Origin of the sequence: Couchioplanes caeruleus, assembly GCF_023499255.1 — a bacterium.
Taxonomy (GTDB): Bacteria; Actinomycetota; Actinomycetes; order Mycobacteriales; family Micromonosporaceae; genus Actinoplanes; species Actinoplanes caeruleus_A.
The window spans coordinates 2,547,668-2,561,446 of the sequence record NZ_CP092183.1 but is presented as its reverse complement, the minus strand read 5'-3'; the positions used below and the strand labels follow the sequence as shown (position 1 = coordinate 2,561,446).

Sequence of the window (13,779 nt, the reverse complement as noted above, 5' to 3'; positions counted from 1 at the left end):
CGCCCGACCATAGCCCTGCCCCGCGCCGTCATGGGGTGACCAGCCCGGTCCGGTACGCGATGACCACCAGTTGCGCACGGTCGCGGGCACCCAGCTTCACCATGGCCCGGCTCACGTGCGTACGGGCGGTCGCCGGGCTCAGGAACAGCGCCGCCCCGATCTCGTCGTTGCGCAGCCCCTGACCGACGAGCGCCACCACCTCGCGTTCCCGGTCGGTGAGGACGGCGAGCCGGTGCGCCGCCGCCCTGTCGGTCGTACGCCGCGCGGTGAACTGGGCGATGAGGCGGCGCGTGATGCCCGGTGCGAGCAGGGCGTCCCCCGCGGCCACCACCCGGATGGCGTGCAGCAGTTCCGCGGACCCGGCGTCCTTGAGCAGGAACCCGCTCGCCCCCGCCTCGAGTCCTTCGTAGACGTAGGCGTCGGTGTCGTACGTGGTGAGGATCAGGATGTGCACGCCGCGCAGGCCGGGCGTGGCGGCGATCTCGCGGGTGGCCTGGATGCCGTCCATCGTCGGCATCCGGATGTCCATGAGGACGACGTCGGGACGCAGGGCGCGGGCCTGCGTCACGGCTTCGGCGCCGGTGGTGGCCTCACCGACCACGGTGATGTCGTCCTCGGTGTCGAGCAGCAGCCGGAAGCCGGACCGTACGAGACGCTCGTCGTCGGCGAGCACCACTCTGATGGGCCGCACCGGCCCGGTCACGCGTCCACTGCCTCGGCCGGTGCCAGTGGCAGCCGGGCGGTGACCGCGAACCCGCCGCCGACCGGGCGGGCGTCGAGGTCGCCGCCCAGCAGCCGGCATCGTTCGCGCATCCCGGAGATCCCCCGGCCGGGCTCGCCGGGATCCGGACCGGTGGCACGCTCCTCCTGGGGGCCCTCATCCGTCACCCGGATCCGCACGGCATCGGCGTCGTAGTCCACGGCGACCGTGACCCGGGTGGGACCGGCATGGCGGATCACGTTGGTGATCGACTCCTGCAGGATCCGGTACACGGCGCTGCCCACGGCGGTCGGTACGGCCGGAGGTGGGGACGGCGCCGCCAGTTCGACGTCGAGCCCGGCCGCCCGCGCCGCGGTCGTGAGCTCGCCGATCTCGCCGAGGCCGGGGTGCGGGGCCCGTCCGTCGCCGGCGCCGTGCAGCACCCCGAGGATGGTCCGCATCTCCCGCAGCGCCCGGGAGCTGGTCTGCTCGATGATCTCCAGGGCCTCCCGGGCGCGGCCCGGTGGCGGCCCCCCGTCCGGAACACCGCCGCCACCCGCGCCCGCAGCGCTGCCGTCTGCAGCGGCGCCGGAAACCTCGCCGCGGGCGAGGACGTGGGCCGTCATTCCCGCCTGGACGTTGATCACCGCGATGGCGTGCGCCACGGTGTCGTGGACCTCCCGGGCGATCCGCAGCCTCTCCTCGTCGACCCGGGCGCGGGCCTCCCGCTCCCGGGTCCGTTCCGCCAGCTCGGCCCGCTGCACCGCTTCGGCCGCGATGACCTTTCGCGTACGGACGCTCTCCCCCAGCGCCGCGCTCATCACCGACGCGCCGATCCGGAAGAACACCCAGCCGATGGCCGCCGGGGGTTCGATGTCGGCCGCGGCGACCAGCCAGGTCACTGCCAGGACGGTGATCGCCGCCGCGGCGAGGAACAGCGAGCGGCGGCCGTCGCCGCGGGCGGTGACGGTGTAGAGGGCCACGAACAGGCCGAGCCAGCCGGGGCCGTCCGGGAAGTCGAGGGCGTAGTACGTGACGCTGGTCAGCGCGGTCACGGCGAAGACCGCGACGGGCCGGCGGCGGCGCAGGACCACGACCGCTCCCCCGGTGATCAGCAGTCCGTAGCCGAGGTTGCCGAGGTCGGACAGCGGGCGCAGCACCGACACCGGATCGTCGTGCGTACGCGAGATCGTGCCCTGGACCTGCATGACGGTGACGAAGAGCGCCAGCAACAGGTCCTGCGCCCAGGCGGGCGGGCGGTACGGCATGCCGTGAGTCTAGGAGCCCGACCCCGCCGACCGGATCCTCCCGGCGGCGTAGCGGCCTACGTCGAGCTGCGTAGCCGTTGTCGCCCTCCGACGGGCGACGGGCCGGCTTCCCCGGCGTGACGATCGTCAGCAATCGCCATCGAAGGAGGCACTCCATGTCGTACGAACTCGGCGAGGGGCGGCTGGTTCCGAGCATCGCCGCCCTGATCGCCCTCGCCAGTGTGGTGGTCGGCGGGTGGGCGCTGGCCCGGGCCCGCCGTGCCGGTGACGAGCGGGCCGCGGCCGGGGCGGTGGTGGCGGGTCTGGTCAGCGCCGTCGTCGGCGGTCTGCACGCCGCGAACGCCGCCGGTGGGCTCGGCACCGGCAACGGGCTGGCCGGGGCGGTGGTCGCCCTGGTCCTGGGAGTGATCGGCACGGTCGTCGGCGCCCTCGCGCTGACCCGGATCCGCACCCGTGTCAGGCAGGGGTGAGCACGATGGCGGTCAGCACGATCCCGTCCGCCACCAGGAACCGCCCGGTCACCGAGGGGAGCGGCCCGTCGCGCAGAATCCGCGCCGAGAATGCCCCGGCCTCCGGGTCGAAGGTCACCGAGGCCTCCTCGAACCCGAGCCACTCCCCCGTACACGGGAACCAGACCTTGTAGATCGATTCCTTCGCGCTGAACAGCAACCGTTCCCAGTGCGTCTCCGGGTGCGAGCCCGCCAGCTCGGCCAGGTCCTTGCGTTCGGCCGGCAGCGCCACCAGGTCGAGGACGCCGTCGGGCAGCGGGCCGTGGTTCTCGGCGTCGATGCCGATGCCGATGACGTCCGCCGTCCGGGCGACCGCCGCCGCCCGGTAGCCGGCGCAGTGGGTGAGGCTGCCGACGATGCCCGGCGGCCAGGTCGGCGCGCCGCGGTTGCCGGGCAGGATCGGCGCGGGCGGGACGCCGAGGGCGGCGAGGGCCTGGCGGGCGCAGTGCCGGGCGGTCGTGAACTCGTTGCGGCGCTTGGGTACGGCGTTGGCCACCAGCGCGGCCTCCTCCGCGAACAGGGTGGCCGCGGGCGGGTCGTCGAGGGCGTACGCCGAGCGGACAGCCGCGGGCAGGATGCGCTCGATCATGCGGGCACGGTCGCAGGCATGGCCGAACCCTACCGGGCGGATACTGTCCCGGTGGGTCCCGAGATCCGGCGCATGATCGCCGCACTGCCGTCGTCGCCCGGCGTCTACCGGTTCCGGGACGAGGGCGGCCGGGTGCTCTACCTCGGCCGGGCCACCGGGCTCCGTTCCCGGGTGGCGTCGTACTGGGGTGGCCTGGGCGACCGGCGGCACCTGGCCCGGATGGTGCCGCGGGTGGCCCGGATCGAGGCGCTGACCTGCGATTCGGTGCACGAGGCGGCCTGGCTGGAACGCAACCTGCTGGAGGAGTCGCTGCCGCGGTGGAACCGGACGCGCGGCGGGCAGGAGGTCCCCGCGTACCTGGTGCTGGACGTGCGGCCGGCGACCGCGGGAGTGCGGGCCGTCCACGAGCCGGGGGCCGCGACGCCGGGTGTGAGCGTGTTCGGGCCATATCTGGGCGGGGTGCGGGCCCGGGCGGCGGTGCAGGCGCTGCATCGGGTGCATCCCTTGGCGTACACCAGGACCGGCCTGACCGGCGCCGAGCGCGACCTCGCCGCCCGGCGCGGTGTCACGCCGGCGGACCGCGAGAAGCTTGCCGCGGCCGTCGCGTCGGTTCTGCACCGCGAGGCCGTCGCGGTCGCGTCGGCGCAGGCTTTCCTGACGGGGGTACGCGACAGAGCGGCCGAAGCCCTCGGGCTCGAGCTGGCGGCCCGCGTCCAGGACGAGCTGCGGGCGCTGGAGTGGGTGACGGCGCCGCAGCGGGTGACGACCCGCGACGCGGCGGCTCTCACGGTCGAGGGCTGGTCGGACGGGTTCCTGGTCTCGTTCACGGTCCGCGACGGCCGGCTGCGGACGTGGACGCAGCGCCGCACGACCCGACCGGCGCTGCCGGCACCACCGGGCTGGGCCGCCTTCGCCGTGCGCAACGCCACGCTCGCCGCGACGCTTGCCGGATCTAGGCTTCAGGCGTGACGATCGCGTACGGCTGGCGGGCCGCCTTCGGCAACGCCGAGCTCGACGCGTTGCACGCCGCGGGTTTCGGCGCCGAACCGCAGGGCACCGACTGGGAGGCCCGGGTGCACCGGCACAGCCTGGGCTGGGTCTGTGCGTACGACGGTGACCGGCTGGTCGGCTTCGTCAACGTGCCGTGGGACGGCGGGCAGCACGCGTTCGTGCTGGACACGGTCGTGGCCGCGGACGTGCGCGGCGCCGGGGTCGGCACGGCCCTGGTCGCCACCGCCGCCGATCGGGCCCGCCGGGCCGGCTGCCGCTGGCTGCACGTGGACTTCCTGCCGGAGCTGTCGTCGTTCTACCTGCAGGCGTGCGGTTTCCGGCAGACCGCCGCCGGACTACTAGCACTGTGAAGGGATCACCATGCCACTGACCGGCGAGTACGCCCCCAGCCCGTCCGACTGGGCGCGCGAGCAGGCGGAGAAGTTCGAGGCCAGCCGCGGCGCCGAGGCCAACACCCTGCAGGGCGTGCCGATCATCCTGCTGACCACGGTGGGCGCGAGGTCCGGAAGCCTGCGCAAGACCCCGCTGATGCGCGTCGAGCACGACGGCGAGTACGCGGTCGTCGCCTCCAAGGGCGGCGCGCCGACCCACCCGGTCTGGTATCACAACATCGTCAAGAACCCGCACGTCGAGCTCCAGGACGGCGCGGAGAACCACGACTACCTGGCCCGCGAGGTCTCCGGCGAGGAGCGGGAGATCTGGTGGGAGCGCGCCGTCGAGGTGTGGCCGGCGTACGCGGACTATCAGAAGAAGACCGACCGCCAGATCCCGGTCTTCGTCCTCACCCGGATGTGACCTCCGCCAGGACCGGCGTGCGACGAGCTGGAACCGCCCGCGACGGGGGCTCAGCGGGGCCGCCGGCCGCCCCGGGCCGACCGGGCGGCCGGCACCACCAGCGGGGTGCCGGTCTGCGGGTCGGGGATCACCTCGCACGGCAGGCCGTACACGTCGTGGACGAGGTCCGCCGTGATGACCGTGCCCGGGTCGCCGGCCGCGACCACCCGCCCGTCCTTCATCGCGATGAGGTGGGTGGCGTAGCGGCAGGCGTGGTTGAGGTCGTGCAGGACGGCGACCAGCGTGCGGCCCTGCTCGTTGAGGTCGGCGCACAGGTCCAGCAGGTCGATCTGGTACGCGATGTCGAGGTAGGTGGTCGGCTCGTCGAGCAGTAGCAGGCCGGTCTGCTGGGCGAGCACCATCGCCATCCAGACCCGTTGCCGCTGGCCGCCGGAGAGCTCGTCGACCGCCCGGTCCGCGAGCGCCGTCACGCCGGTGGCCTCCATCGCCGCCGCGACCTGGTTCTCGTCCTCCGGGGTCCACTGGCGCAGCAGCTTCTGGTGCGGGTAACGGCCGCGGGCGACCAGGTCGGCGACCGAGATCCCCTCCGGAGCCGTCGCCGACTGCGGGAGCAGGCCGAGGCGGCGGGCCACCTCCTTGGCGCGGTACGAGCCGATGTCTTTGCCGTCCAGCACCACCGAACCCTGCTGCGGGGTGAGCAACCCGGCGAGGGCGCGCAGCAATGTGGACTTGCCGCAGGCGTTGGGGCCCACGATGACGGTGAACGAGCCGTCGGGGATGGTCACGTCGAGGCTCGCGGCGACCACGCGCTTGTCGTACGCGAGGGTCAGACCCGACCCGGACAGCCGTGACGTCATCAGCTTCCCTTCCGCCATTGCACGCTGAGCAGCCAGGCCAGGTACGCCCCGCCGACCGCGCCGGTGACCACGCCGACGGGCAGCTGGGCGGGGGCCAGCAGCCGCTGCGCGACGACGTCGCTGAGCACCATCACCAGCGCGCCGGTGACCGCGGACGGCACGAGCTGCAGCGAGGCCGAGCCGGTGAGGCGCTTGGCGATCTGCGGCGCGGCCAGCGCCACGAACGCCACCGGGCCGGTCGCCGCCGTCGCCACCGCGCAGACCGCCACGGCCAGCAGGACGAGGATCAGGCGGGAGCGGTTCACGCGTACGCCCAGCGAACGGGCCGACTCGTCGCCCATCTCCAGCATCCGCAGCCGCCGGCCCAGCAGGAGCAGCGGCGGGGTCAGCACGAGCAGCGCCAGGGCGAGCAGGCGGACGTACTCCCAGGTGCGGCCGTTGAGCGTGCCGACGAGCCACACCGCGGCGGCCTGGGCGGCGTCGAGGCGGGCGCGGCCGATGAGGTAGCTGTTGAGGGCGACGAGCATCGCGCTGATGCCGATGCCGACGAGCACGATGCGCCGGATCGCGCCACCGCCGACGGACGCGAGGGCGTACACGATCAGCGCGGTGAGGATGCCGCCGACGACCGCACCGGCCGCCGCCCCGCCGGGGCCGGCGCCGCCGACGAGGATGGCGAGGACCGCGCCCGAGGCGGCGCCGGTGGTGAAGCCGACGATGTCCGGGCTGCCCAGCGGGTTGCGCGACAGGCTCTGGAAGACCGCACCGGACAGGCCGAAGGCCGCGCCGGTGAGCACGGCCAGGGTGACCCGGGGCAGCCGCAGGTCGAGCAGGATGAAGCGGTCCGACCGGCGCCCGCCGCCGCGCAGGATCTCGGCGATGTCGGCGAGCGGCAGGCGTACGCCCACCGCCGCGACCGTCCACACCACGACGGCGGCCGCGGCGACGACCAGCAGCGCGGTCACGCCGAGGGTGCGCAGGTCGAGGCGCAGCGCGACACCCGGCGCGCGCAGGGTCAGCCGTCTGCTCACAGCGGCACGATACGGCGGCGGAGGATGACGGCGAGGAAGACCGGCGCGCCGACGAACGCCGTGACCAGTCCGGCCTGCAGTTCGCCCGGGCGCATCAGCACCCGGCCCGCGATGTCGGCGAGCAGCAGCAGGATCGGGGCGAGCACCAGCGAGTACGGCAGCAGCCACCGCTGGTCGGGCCCGACGAGCGTACGGGCGATGTGCGGCACGGCGAGCCCGACGAACGCGATGGGCCCGACCGCCGCGGTGGCCGCCCCGCAGAGCAGGACGACGGCCACGGCGGACAGCAGCCGGGTCCGGTTGAGGTTGGCGCCGAGCGCGCGGGCGGTGTCCTCGCCGAGCGCCACGACGTTCAGCGACGGCCCCAGCGCGAGGGTGATCAGCGTGCCGGCGGCGATGAACGGCAGGACCCCGTACAGGACGGAGAGGTCGCGGCCGGCGAGCGCGCCGACCTGCCAGAGCCGGTAGCGGTCGAAGGTCGTGGCGTCGAGCAGCGCGACCGCGTTGACGACGGCGAGCAGGGCGGCGCCGACCGCCGCGCCGGCCAGCGCGAGGCGTTCCGGGGACGCGCCGGAGCGGCCGCGGGTGCCGAGCAGGTAGACGACGGCGAACGCGCTCGCCGCCCCGGCGAACGCGAACCAGATGTAGCCGGTGAGCGAGGCGACGCCGAGGACGCGGATCGCGAGCACGACGGCCGCGGCGGCGCCGGCGTTGATGCCGAGGATGCCGGGGTCGGCGAGCGGGTTGCGGGTCAGCGCCTGCATGAGCGCGCCGGCCAGGCCGAGCGCGACGCCGGCGGCGAGGCCGATGAGCGTCCGGGGAATGCGCAGGTCGAGGATGATGCGGACGTCCTCGGCGCGGCCCGGGACGCTCGCGTGCCCGTCCAGGGCGTCCCAGACGGTGCCGAGCGGGATCGACTTGGTGCCGACCGCGACGCTGAGCGCCGCGACGGCCGCCAGCGCCGCCACCGCGGCGACGAGACCGAGGCCGCGCGTGGTCAGCCCGCCCCGGGCGCGCACGCGCGCCTGCAGGGCGGGGTATCCGGCGCGTTCGGCGGCCGCGTGGTCCCGCTCGGCCACCGCGGTCACGCCAGGGCGTCCGTGACCATCGGTACGAACTTCTCCAGCGTGTACGGCGTGCTCAGCACCGAGTTGGTGGAGAACGCGTTGACCAGGTCGGCGTCGTCGATGACGAGCAGCCGGCCCGCCTTGGCCGACGGGATGCTGTTCAGCACGGCGTCCTTCTTGAGCTCCGCGCCCGCGCCGATGCCGAAGATCACGGTGAGGTCGGCGTCGAGCAGGCCGACGCGTTCCTTCGAGACCTCGGCGTAGAAGTTGGCCGGCTTGAGGTCCTCGATCTTCTGGGAGTTCTTGAAGCCGAGCGCCTCCATGAACTGCACCCGGCCGTCCCCGCGGGTGTACGCGCCGTACTGCCCGTTGAACGCGGCGGCGACCACGACGCTCTTGCCGGCGAACCCGGGGTTGTTGGCAGCGGCGTCGGCGAGCGCCTTGTCGTTGGCGGCGACCAGCGCCTCGCCCTCGGACTTCCGGCCGAGCGCCTCGGCGATCATGATCGTCTGGTCCTTGAGCGTGGTGCCGTACGGCTGGGTGCCCGCCGGCCCGCTGAGCGTGGGTGCCAGCTTCTCCAGCTGCTCCCACGTCGCCTTGACGTTGTCGCTCTTGGTGAACGTGACGAGGTCGGGCCGCAGCGTGGCTACCTGCTCGAAGTTGATCTCGGGTCCCTTGAGGACCGTCGGCTTGGCGCCGCCGAGCCTGTCCTGCGCCCACGGGCCCACGCCGACCGGCCAGGCCTGGAACCAGTCGAGGATGCCGGCCGGGACGACGCCGAGCGCGAGCAGCGCGTCCGCGTCGGCCCAGCCGAGCGAGACGACCGTCTTCGGCGCCTGCTCGACGGCCGTGGTCCCGAACTGGTGGGTGACCGTGGCGGGGAACGATCCGCCGCCGGCCGCCGCCGACGAGCCGCCGGTCGCGGGGGTGCCGGCCTCGTCGGTGTCGCCGCACGCGGCGAGCAGTCCGGCGGCTGCGACGCCCGCTGCGCCGAAGAACAGACCGCGGCGCGAGATGAGCGGGTGGGTCGCCATGTCGGGGCCTCCTGGTTCTTGGTTAGGTAAACCTCACCTTACCCGCCACCTTTGATCTTGGAAAATGCAGCCTTGCAGGCCACGGGTCCGTTCGGGCCAACTGGCCGAAAACGGGATGACCGCGGGCCCGATTGAGCCGATCATGGATGGATGCGTACCCCCCACCAGTCCGTCGACCGGCTCGGCAGCCGCCCTGTGGAGCCGGCGGTCGCCCCGCCCGCCCCCAGCCCGCTGCCGCTCGCCGGATCCGTCGACGACGGCGACCGGCTGGTGGACGTGGTCGATCTGCTCGCGCTGGACGCCTTCGTCACCGGCCGCGAGCCGTTCGGCCGCACGAGTTACCTGGAGAACGTCCGCGCCGACGCGCCGCTGACCACCGACGACGCCCGGGTCGTGCGCGACGCCCACGAGGAGGACAGCCACGGCCGGCTCTCCACCGGCGACGGCTGGACGCTGCACGTCACCCGCTGGAAGCAGAGCCGCCGCGCCCGCGTCACGGTCACCGCGGTGACCGCCGAGCTGGCCGAGTCCGTGCTGGCCACGGCCACCGCCGACGCGGTCGAGGAGCCGGAGCCCGCCGCGGACAGCGTGCCGATCGGCTTCTGGCACTTCGGCCCGCACGGCCCCCGCCGGGTGCAGCGGGAGATCGACGCGGCGCCGTGGGACAAGATCCGCGGCAACTACGCCGCGCCGGTCGCCCGTACGCTCGAGCAGCTCATGACCCTCGACGGCAGCGCGGTCAACGGCCGGCTGCTGCTCCTGCACGGCGAGCCGGGCACCGGCAAGACCACCGCCCTGCGCGCGCTGGCCCAGCAGTGGCGCACATGGTGCCAGGTGGACTGCGTGCTGGACCCGGAGCGGCTGTTCGGCGACCCCGCGTACCTGATGAGCGTGGCCCTCGGCGGTGGCGACGACGACGAGCCGCGCTGGCGGCTGCTCATGCTCGAGGACTGCGACGAGCTGATCAGCGGCGAGGCCAAGGCGAGCGCGGGGCAGTCGCTGTCCCGCCTGCTCAACCTTACCGACGGGCTGCTCGGCCAGGGGCGCAACGCGCTGATCGCCATCACCACCAACGAGGACCTGGCCTCGCTGCACCCCGCGGTGGTCCGGCCGGGGCGGTGCCTGGCCAGCATCCAGGTCGGGCGCCTGCCGTACGCGGAGGCCACCGCCTGGCTCGGCACCCCGCACGGCATCGGCCCGGACGGCGCGACCCTCGCCGAGCTGTACGCGCTCAAGACGGGCGCGCAGCCGGTCACCGTCCCGGCGACCGACCCGCCGACGGGCATGTACCTCTAGCCGGACCGCCCGGACTGAACCGTTTCAGGTCATCTCGCTCACCTGCCAGGGCCGCCCGGCCGGTGCATGCCGGCCGGGATGCCCGAGGAACAGCGTGCAGTCCATCTCGTCGCGGCTCGGCGCGGCGGGCCCGCCGGCCGGGCACCAGGTGTACGGGTTGATCTCCGACGCGCTCAGCGTCCACTGGATCCACCACATCGTCGCGCCCACCTGCGCGCCGAGGGCGGCGTGCGAGCCCTCGTGCCCCCGCTCCAGCTCGCAGCCCAGCTCGGACTGCACGCTCGGCGCCTCCGCCGGGAGGCTGCCGAAGAAGGCCAGCTGGGCCGCGTCCAGCGTGACACGGGCGGGACAGATCACCGGCTTCTGAGCATCAATAGACATGCCTCCATGCGTTTCCACGGCGGCGGGTTCCTACACGCGTCGACTGAACCGGTTTTTCCCGCCATCCGCGCCGGGCGTCATAGGCTGCACGGCATGCGTCGAGTAGTGGTGATCGGATCGACCGGGCACGTCGGCACCTACCTGGTTCCGCGGCTGGTCCGCGCCGGGTACGAGGTCGTCGCGGTGAGCCGGGGCGGGCGCGAGCCGTACCACGACGCGCCCGAGTGGCGCTCGGTACGCAAGGTCACCGCCGACCGGGAGGCCGAGGACGCGGCCGGCACCTTCGGGGCCCGGATCGCCGGCCTGCGCCCGGACGCCGTGATCGACATGATCTGCTTCACGCCCGAGTCGGCCCGGCAGCTCGTCGACGCGCTCCGGCCGTCCCGCCCGCTGCTGCTGCACTGCGGCACGATCTGGGTGCACGGGCACGCGGCCCGGGTGCCCGTCACCGAGGACGAACCGCGGACGGCGTACGGCGACTACGGCACGGGCAAGGCGGCGATCGAGGAACTGCTGCACCGTGAGACGCTGGCCGGCGGCGTGCCGTCGGTCGTGCTGCATCCCGGCCACATCAGCGGCCCGGGATGGCCGGTCATCACCCCGGCCGGCAACCTCGACCCGGACGTGTGGCGGCGGCTCGCGACCGGCGAACCGCTGGCCCTGCCCGCGCTCGGCCAGGGCGTGCTCAACCACGTGCACGCCGACGACGTGGCGCAGGCGTTCGAGCGGGCGCTCACCCGGCCCGCCGCCACCGGGTCCAGCTTCCACGTGGTCGCCGAGCAGGCGATGACCTGCCGGGGCCTGGCGACCGGGGCGGCCGGGTGGTTCGGCCGGGAAGCCGTGCTCGACCTGGTCGACTGGGCGGAGTTCGAGGAGCGGGTCGGCGCCGAGCACGCCGGCACGACCCGGGAGCACATCGAACGCGGCATCGCGGCGAGCATCGAGCGGGCCCGGGCCGTGCTCGGCTACCAGCCGCGATACTCCTCGCTGGACGCGCTCCGCGAAGCCGTACGGTGGCTCGCCGAGCACGACCGGCTCGACCTGGGCGGGGCTGTCCTCTAGGCAGCGGCGACGGCGAACGCCGTGCGCTTGTCGGCGCGGTCGGGGCCCCACGACTCCAGCCGTACCGGCGCGCCGAGCAGGTCGCCGATCTCGCCGGCCCAGTCCGCCGGGCGGTGCAGGTCCCGCGGGCGCGCACCGGCCATCGCCTCGGTGAGGCGGGCCTGGTGCTCCAGGTCCTGGAACGGGCCCGGCTCGATGCGGTCCCAGCGCTCCCCGGCGACGTCGTACGACGTGCAGACCCGCAACTGCGGGCAGCGCCCCGGGGCGTCGAGGTGGGTGACGGCGAGCGCGTCCACGCCGCCGGCCACCTCGACCGCGTACCGGTGGGCGACCGCGTCGAAGTGGCCCACCCGGAACGCGCCCTGCCACTCCCCCGCGCCGTTGTGCGGCTCGGGCAGGTCGAGCGGCGCCTCGGTGACGAACGGGCCGGCGCCGTGCCGGGTCGTGTACGTGCGGACCACCCCGAGCCGCTCGAACGAGTCGCACAGCGCCGCCACGTTGGCGAACGTCGTCGTGGACCACGTCGTGTACGGGTGCCAGCCCCGCCACTCGTCCAGCAGCACGCCCTGCGCACCCTCGAAGACGCACGGCCCGTTGCCCAGCAGACGATCCAGACAGGTGCCGTCCACGATGGACACCGCGGCGCCGAACGCCGTGAAGGCGGTGACCACGTCCTCGAGGGGCGGCCCGTCCAGCTCGCCGTACGCCGCCGTCAGCCGGTCCCGGACCGCGGCGAGGCGGCGGCGCAGGCGGGCGGGCGAGAGCACGTCGGCGACCCGGGGGGCGTCGGCGTGGCTGAGGGCGTACGCCATGGTCTGCCCGATGCCCATGCCGCACGAACCGTGCCGCGCCCCGCCGCGCCGGCGCTCGGCGGCCCGGTTCGCGGCGCGATGCCACGGGGTGGCGAGCAGGGCCTCGCCATCGACGGTGAGCAGGTGGAACGGATTGCCGAGCGACGCCGCCTCGGCGGCCAGCGCGAGCGGATCGACCACGACGAACCGGGACAGGTGGGTGGGCACCCCGTGGAAGGTGCCCGCCCCGAACTGCGCGAACGTGTGGTGCCGCCCGCCGGCGACGACGTTGTGCGCGGCCTGCGCTCCCCCGTTGAACCGGATCACCGCAGCAATCCGGCCCGAAGCGCAGATCGCGTCCACCACCGTCCCCTTGCCCGCATCGCCGTAGCCGAGGTCGGCGACCGCGATGTGCCCGTTCACAGCCGCTCGTTCCCCGAACCGGCGGTGCCGGTGTCCACGGCGGCCCGGACCACGGCACCGCGGCCGGGCCCGATCGGCGCGAGCGCCCGGCCGACCGACGCGCCCGCGGCGGAACCGACCTCCACCAGGTCGGCCAGCCCGGCATCGAGGTCGATCGCGTCCTCGCCGAGCCCGACCGTGAGCGCGATCGTCTCGCACACCGCGTCGAGGTCGTCCAGCTCGATGACCTGCTGGCCGAGCAGCCGCTTCCAGTGCGCCAGGATCTGCGCGTCCCCGCCCCAGCCGGCCGCGGTCGGCACGATGAAGTACACGTCGAAGGTGCGCTGCAGCTCCGCGATCATCTGCTCGACGGCGATCGGCTCGCGCAGGTCGTCGCCGATGAAGCGCTTGACCTCCTTCGGCTTGACCTGCCCGTACGGCATCTCGTCGCCGATCAGGAACAGGTAGCCCCGCCGCCCGCGCTTCGTCACGCTGTCCAGGCTGGTGTGCCGCGCCATGAAGTACATGGCCAGCTCGTACGACTCGGTGCGCTGCCCGCCCCCGCCGCCCTCGAGCACGATCCGGGCCAGGTCGTCGTCCATCCGGTTGTCCGACTCGAACTGCCCGACCTGCAGCGGCACCCGGTCACAGGTCGCGTCGCCGACCGCGCCGAACATGATGTGCGGGTCGGTCGCGTAGCCCTTGCGGGTCAACAGGCCCAGCAGCTGCGGCAGCTTCGTCTGCAGCGTCCGCGGGACGGTGCCCATCGAGCCGGTGACGTCGAACAGCACGGCGATGGGCGTGCTGTCCGGGTGCTCGTCGCTGTCCCGGCTCTCCCGCGCGGCGACCCCGAGCGGGTCCAGGGCGGGGTGGGCCTTGCGGGCGCCGCTGTCGCTGTAGGCGAACGCGCTCGTCCCGGTGGCGGCGCGGTAGGAGGCCGCGGCCGAGTACACGTCGGTGGACCAGCGTCCACTTCCCATGATGAT

The 13,779-nt window shown here is 74.1% G+C and carries 16 protein-coding genes; 6 read left to right on the top strand and 10 right to left on the bottom strand.

What is annotated here, in order from left to right; translation table 11 throughout:
- Nucleotides 1-28: 28 nt before the first annotated feature.
- Nucleotides 29-703, bottom strand: a complete 675-nt coding sequence (locus COUCH_RS12055) for a response regulator transcription factor (protein WP_249612168.1) — start codon at nt 701-703, stop codon at nt 29-31.
- A complete protein-coding gene (locus COUCH_RS12050) occupies nt 700-1,968 on the bottom strand; it encodes a sensor histidine kinase (RefSeq protein ID WP_249612167.1) in 1,269 nt (422 codons plus the stop codon). Before COUCH_RS12050 ends, COUCH_RS12055 begins: the two co-directional genes overlap by 4 nt.
- 155 nt (nt 1,969-2,123) lie before the next feature.
- Between COUCH_RS12050 and COUCH_RS12045 the strand changes: the two genes are divergently transcribed.
- Nucleotides 2,124-2,438 (top strand): DUF6223 family protein, encoded by a 315-nt coding sequence (locus tag COUCH_RS12045; RefSeq protein WP_249612166.1) that lies wholly within the window; start codon nt 2,124-2,126, stop codon nt 2,436-2,438.
- Here the strand turns inward: COUCH_RS12045 and COUCH_RS12040 are convergent.
- Nucleotides 2,425-3,066: a 4'-phosphopantetheinyl transferase family protein gene (locus COUCH_RS12040; protein ID WP_249612165.1), complete on the bottom strand. Its 642-nt coding sequence runs from the start codon at nt 3,064-3,066 to the stop codon at nt 2,425-2,427. The two genes, COUCH_RS12045 and COUCH_RS12040, sit on opposite strands and share 14 nt — an antisense overlap.
- A gap of 18 nt (nt 3,067-3,084) precedes the next feature.
- On the opposite strand from COUCH_RS12040, the gene COUCH_RS12035 reads away from it, so the two are divergent.
- Genes COUCH_RS12035 through COUCH_RS12025 form a run of 3 tightly spaced genes read left to right on the top strand, consistent with a single transcriptional unit; the run spans nt 3,085 to nt 4,872 of the window.
- Nucleotides 3,085-4,035 carry a hypothetical protein gene (locus COUCH_RS12035; protein WP_249612164.1) on the top strand — a complete coding sequence of 317 codons (951 nt, stop codon included), beginning with the start codon at nt 3,085-3,087 and terminating at the stop codon, nt 4,033-4,035.
- Nucleotides 4,032-4,427 (top strand): GNAT family N-acetyltransferase, encoded by a 396-nt coding sequence (locus COUCH_RS12030; protein WP_249612163.1) that lies wholly within the window; start codon nt 4,032-4,034, stop codon nt 4,425-4,427. Before COUCH_RS12035 ends, COUCH_RS12030 begins: the two co-directional genes overlap by 4 nt.
- A gap of 10 nt (nt 4,428-4,437) precedes the next feature.
- A complete protein-coding gene (locus tag COUCH_RS12025) occupies nt 4,438-4,872 on the top strand; it encodes a nitroreductase family deazaflavin-dependent oxidoreductase (protein ID WP_249612162.1) in 435 nt (144 codons plus the stop codon).
- 50 nt (nt 4,873-4,922) lie between these two features.
- Here the strand turns inward: COUCH_RS12025 and COUCH_RS12020 are convergent, their stop codons facing one another.
- From COUCH_RS12020 to COUCH_RS12005, 4 genes are all read right to left on the bottom strand, one after another.
- Nucleotides 4,923-5,729 (bottom strand): ABC transporter ATP-binding protein, encoded by an 807-nt coding sequence (locus COUCH_RS12020; protein WP_249612161.1) that lies wholly within the window; start codon nt 5,727-5,729, stop codon nt 4,923-4,925.
- Entirely contained in the window at nt 5,729-6,760 is a 1,032-nt protein-coding gene (locus COUCH_RS12015; protein WP_249612160.1) for a FecCD family ABC transporter permease, read from the bottom strand. Before COUCH_RS12015 ends, COUCH_RS12020 begins: the two co-directional genes overlap by 1 nt.
- The gene (locus COUCH_RS12010; protein WP_430640972.1) at nt 6,757-7,728 is read right to left on the bottom strand and encodes an iron chelate uptake ABC transporter family permease subunit; all 972 of its coding nucleotides are present in this window, start codon (nt 7,726-7,728) and stop codon (nt 6,757-6,759) included. The genes COUCH_RS12015 and COUCH_RS12010 overlap by 4 nt, the downstream gene beginning before the upstream one ends.
- Before the next feature lie 116 nt (nt 7,729-7,844).
- On the bottom strand, nt 7,845-8,861 hold the full coding sequence (locus tag COUCH_RS12005; RefSeq protein ID WP_249612158.1) for an ABC transporter substrate-binding protein: 1,017 nt from the start codon (nt 8,859-8,861) through the stop codon (nt 7,845-7,847).
- A 150-nt stretch (nt 8,862-9,011) separates the two neighbouring features.
- Here COUCH_RS12005 and COUCH_RS12000 point away from each other — a divergent pair, with 150 nt between their 5' ends.
- Nucleotides 9,012-10,157: a DUF5925 domain-containing protein gene (locus COUCH_RS12000; RefSeq protein ID WP_249612157.1), complete on the top strand. Its 1,146-nt coding sequence runs from the start codon at nt 9,012-9,014 to the stop codon at nt 10,155-10,157.
- Nucleotides 10,158-10,181: 24 nt separating this feature from the next.
- Here COUCH_RS12000 and COUCH_RS11995 read toward each other — a convergent pair whose 3' ends face one another.
- Nucleotides 10,182-10,538 (bottom strand): hypothetical protein, encoded by a 357-nt coding sequence (locus COUCH_RS11995; protein WP_249612156.1) that lies wholly within the window; start codon nt 10,536-10,538, stop codon nt 10,182-10,184.
- 93 nt (nt 10,539-10,631) lie between these two features.
- On the opposite strand from COUCH_RS11995, the gene COUCH_RS11990 reads away from it, so the two are divergent.
- Complete coding sequence (locus tag COUCH_RS11990) at nt 10,632-11,600, top strand: NAD-dependent epimerase/dehydratase family protein (protein WP_249612155.1); 969 nt, start codon at nt 10,632-10,634, stop codon at nt 11,598-11,600.
- Here the strand turns inward: COUCH_RS11990 and COUCH_RS11985 are convergent.
- Both COUCH_RS11985 and COUCH_RS11980 read right to left on the bottom strand, forming a co-directional pair.
- Nucleotides 11,597-12,814, bottom strand: a complete 1,218-nt coding sequence (locus COUCH_RS11985) for an adenylosuccinate synthetase (protein WP_249612154.1) — start codon at nt 12,812-12,814, stop codon at nt 11,597-11,599. The genes COUCH_RS11990 and COUCH_RS11985 overlap by 4 nt on opposite strands.
- Nucleotides 12,811-13,773, bottom strand: coding sequence for a hypothetical protein (locus COUCH_RS11980; RefSeq protein WP_249612153.1), 963 nt, complete (start codon nt 13,771-13,773; stop codon nt 12,811-12,813). Before COUCH_RS11980 ends, COUCH_RS11985 begins: the two co-directional genes overlap by 4 nt.
- Nucleotides 13,774-13,779 lie beyond the last annotated feature (6 nt).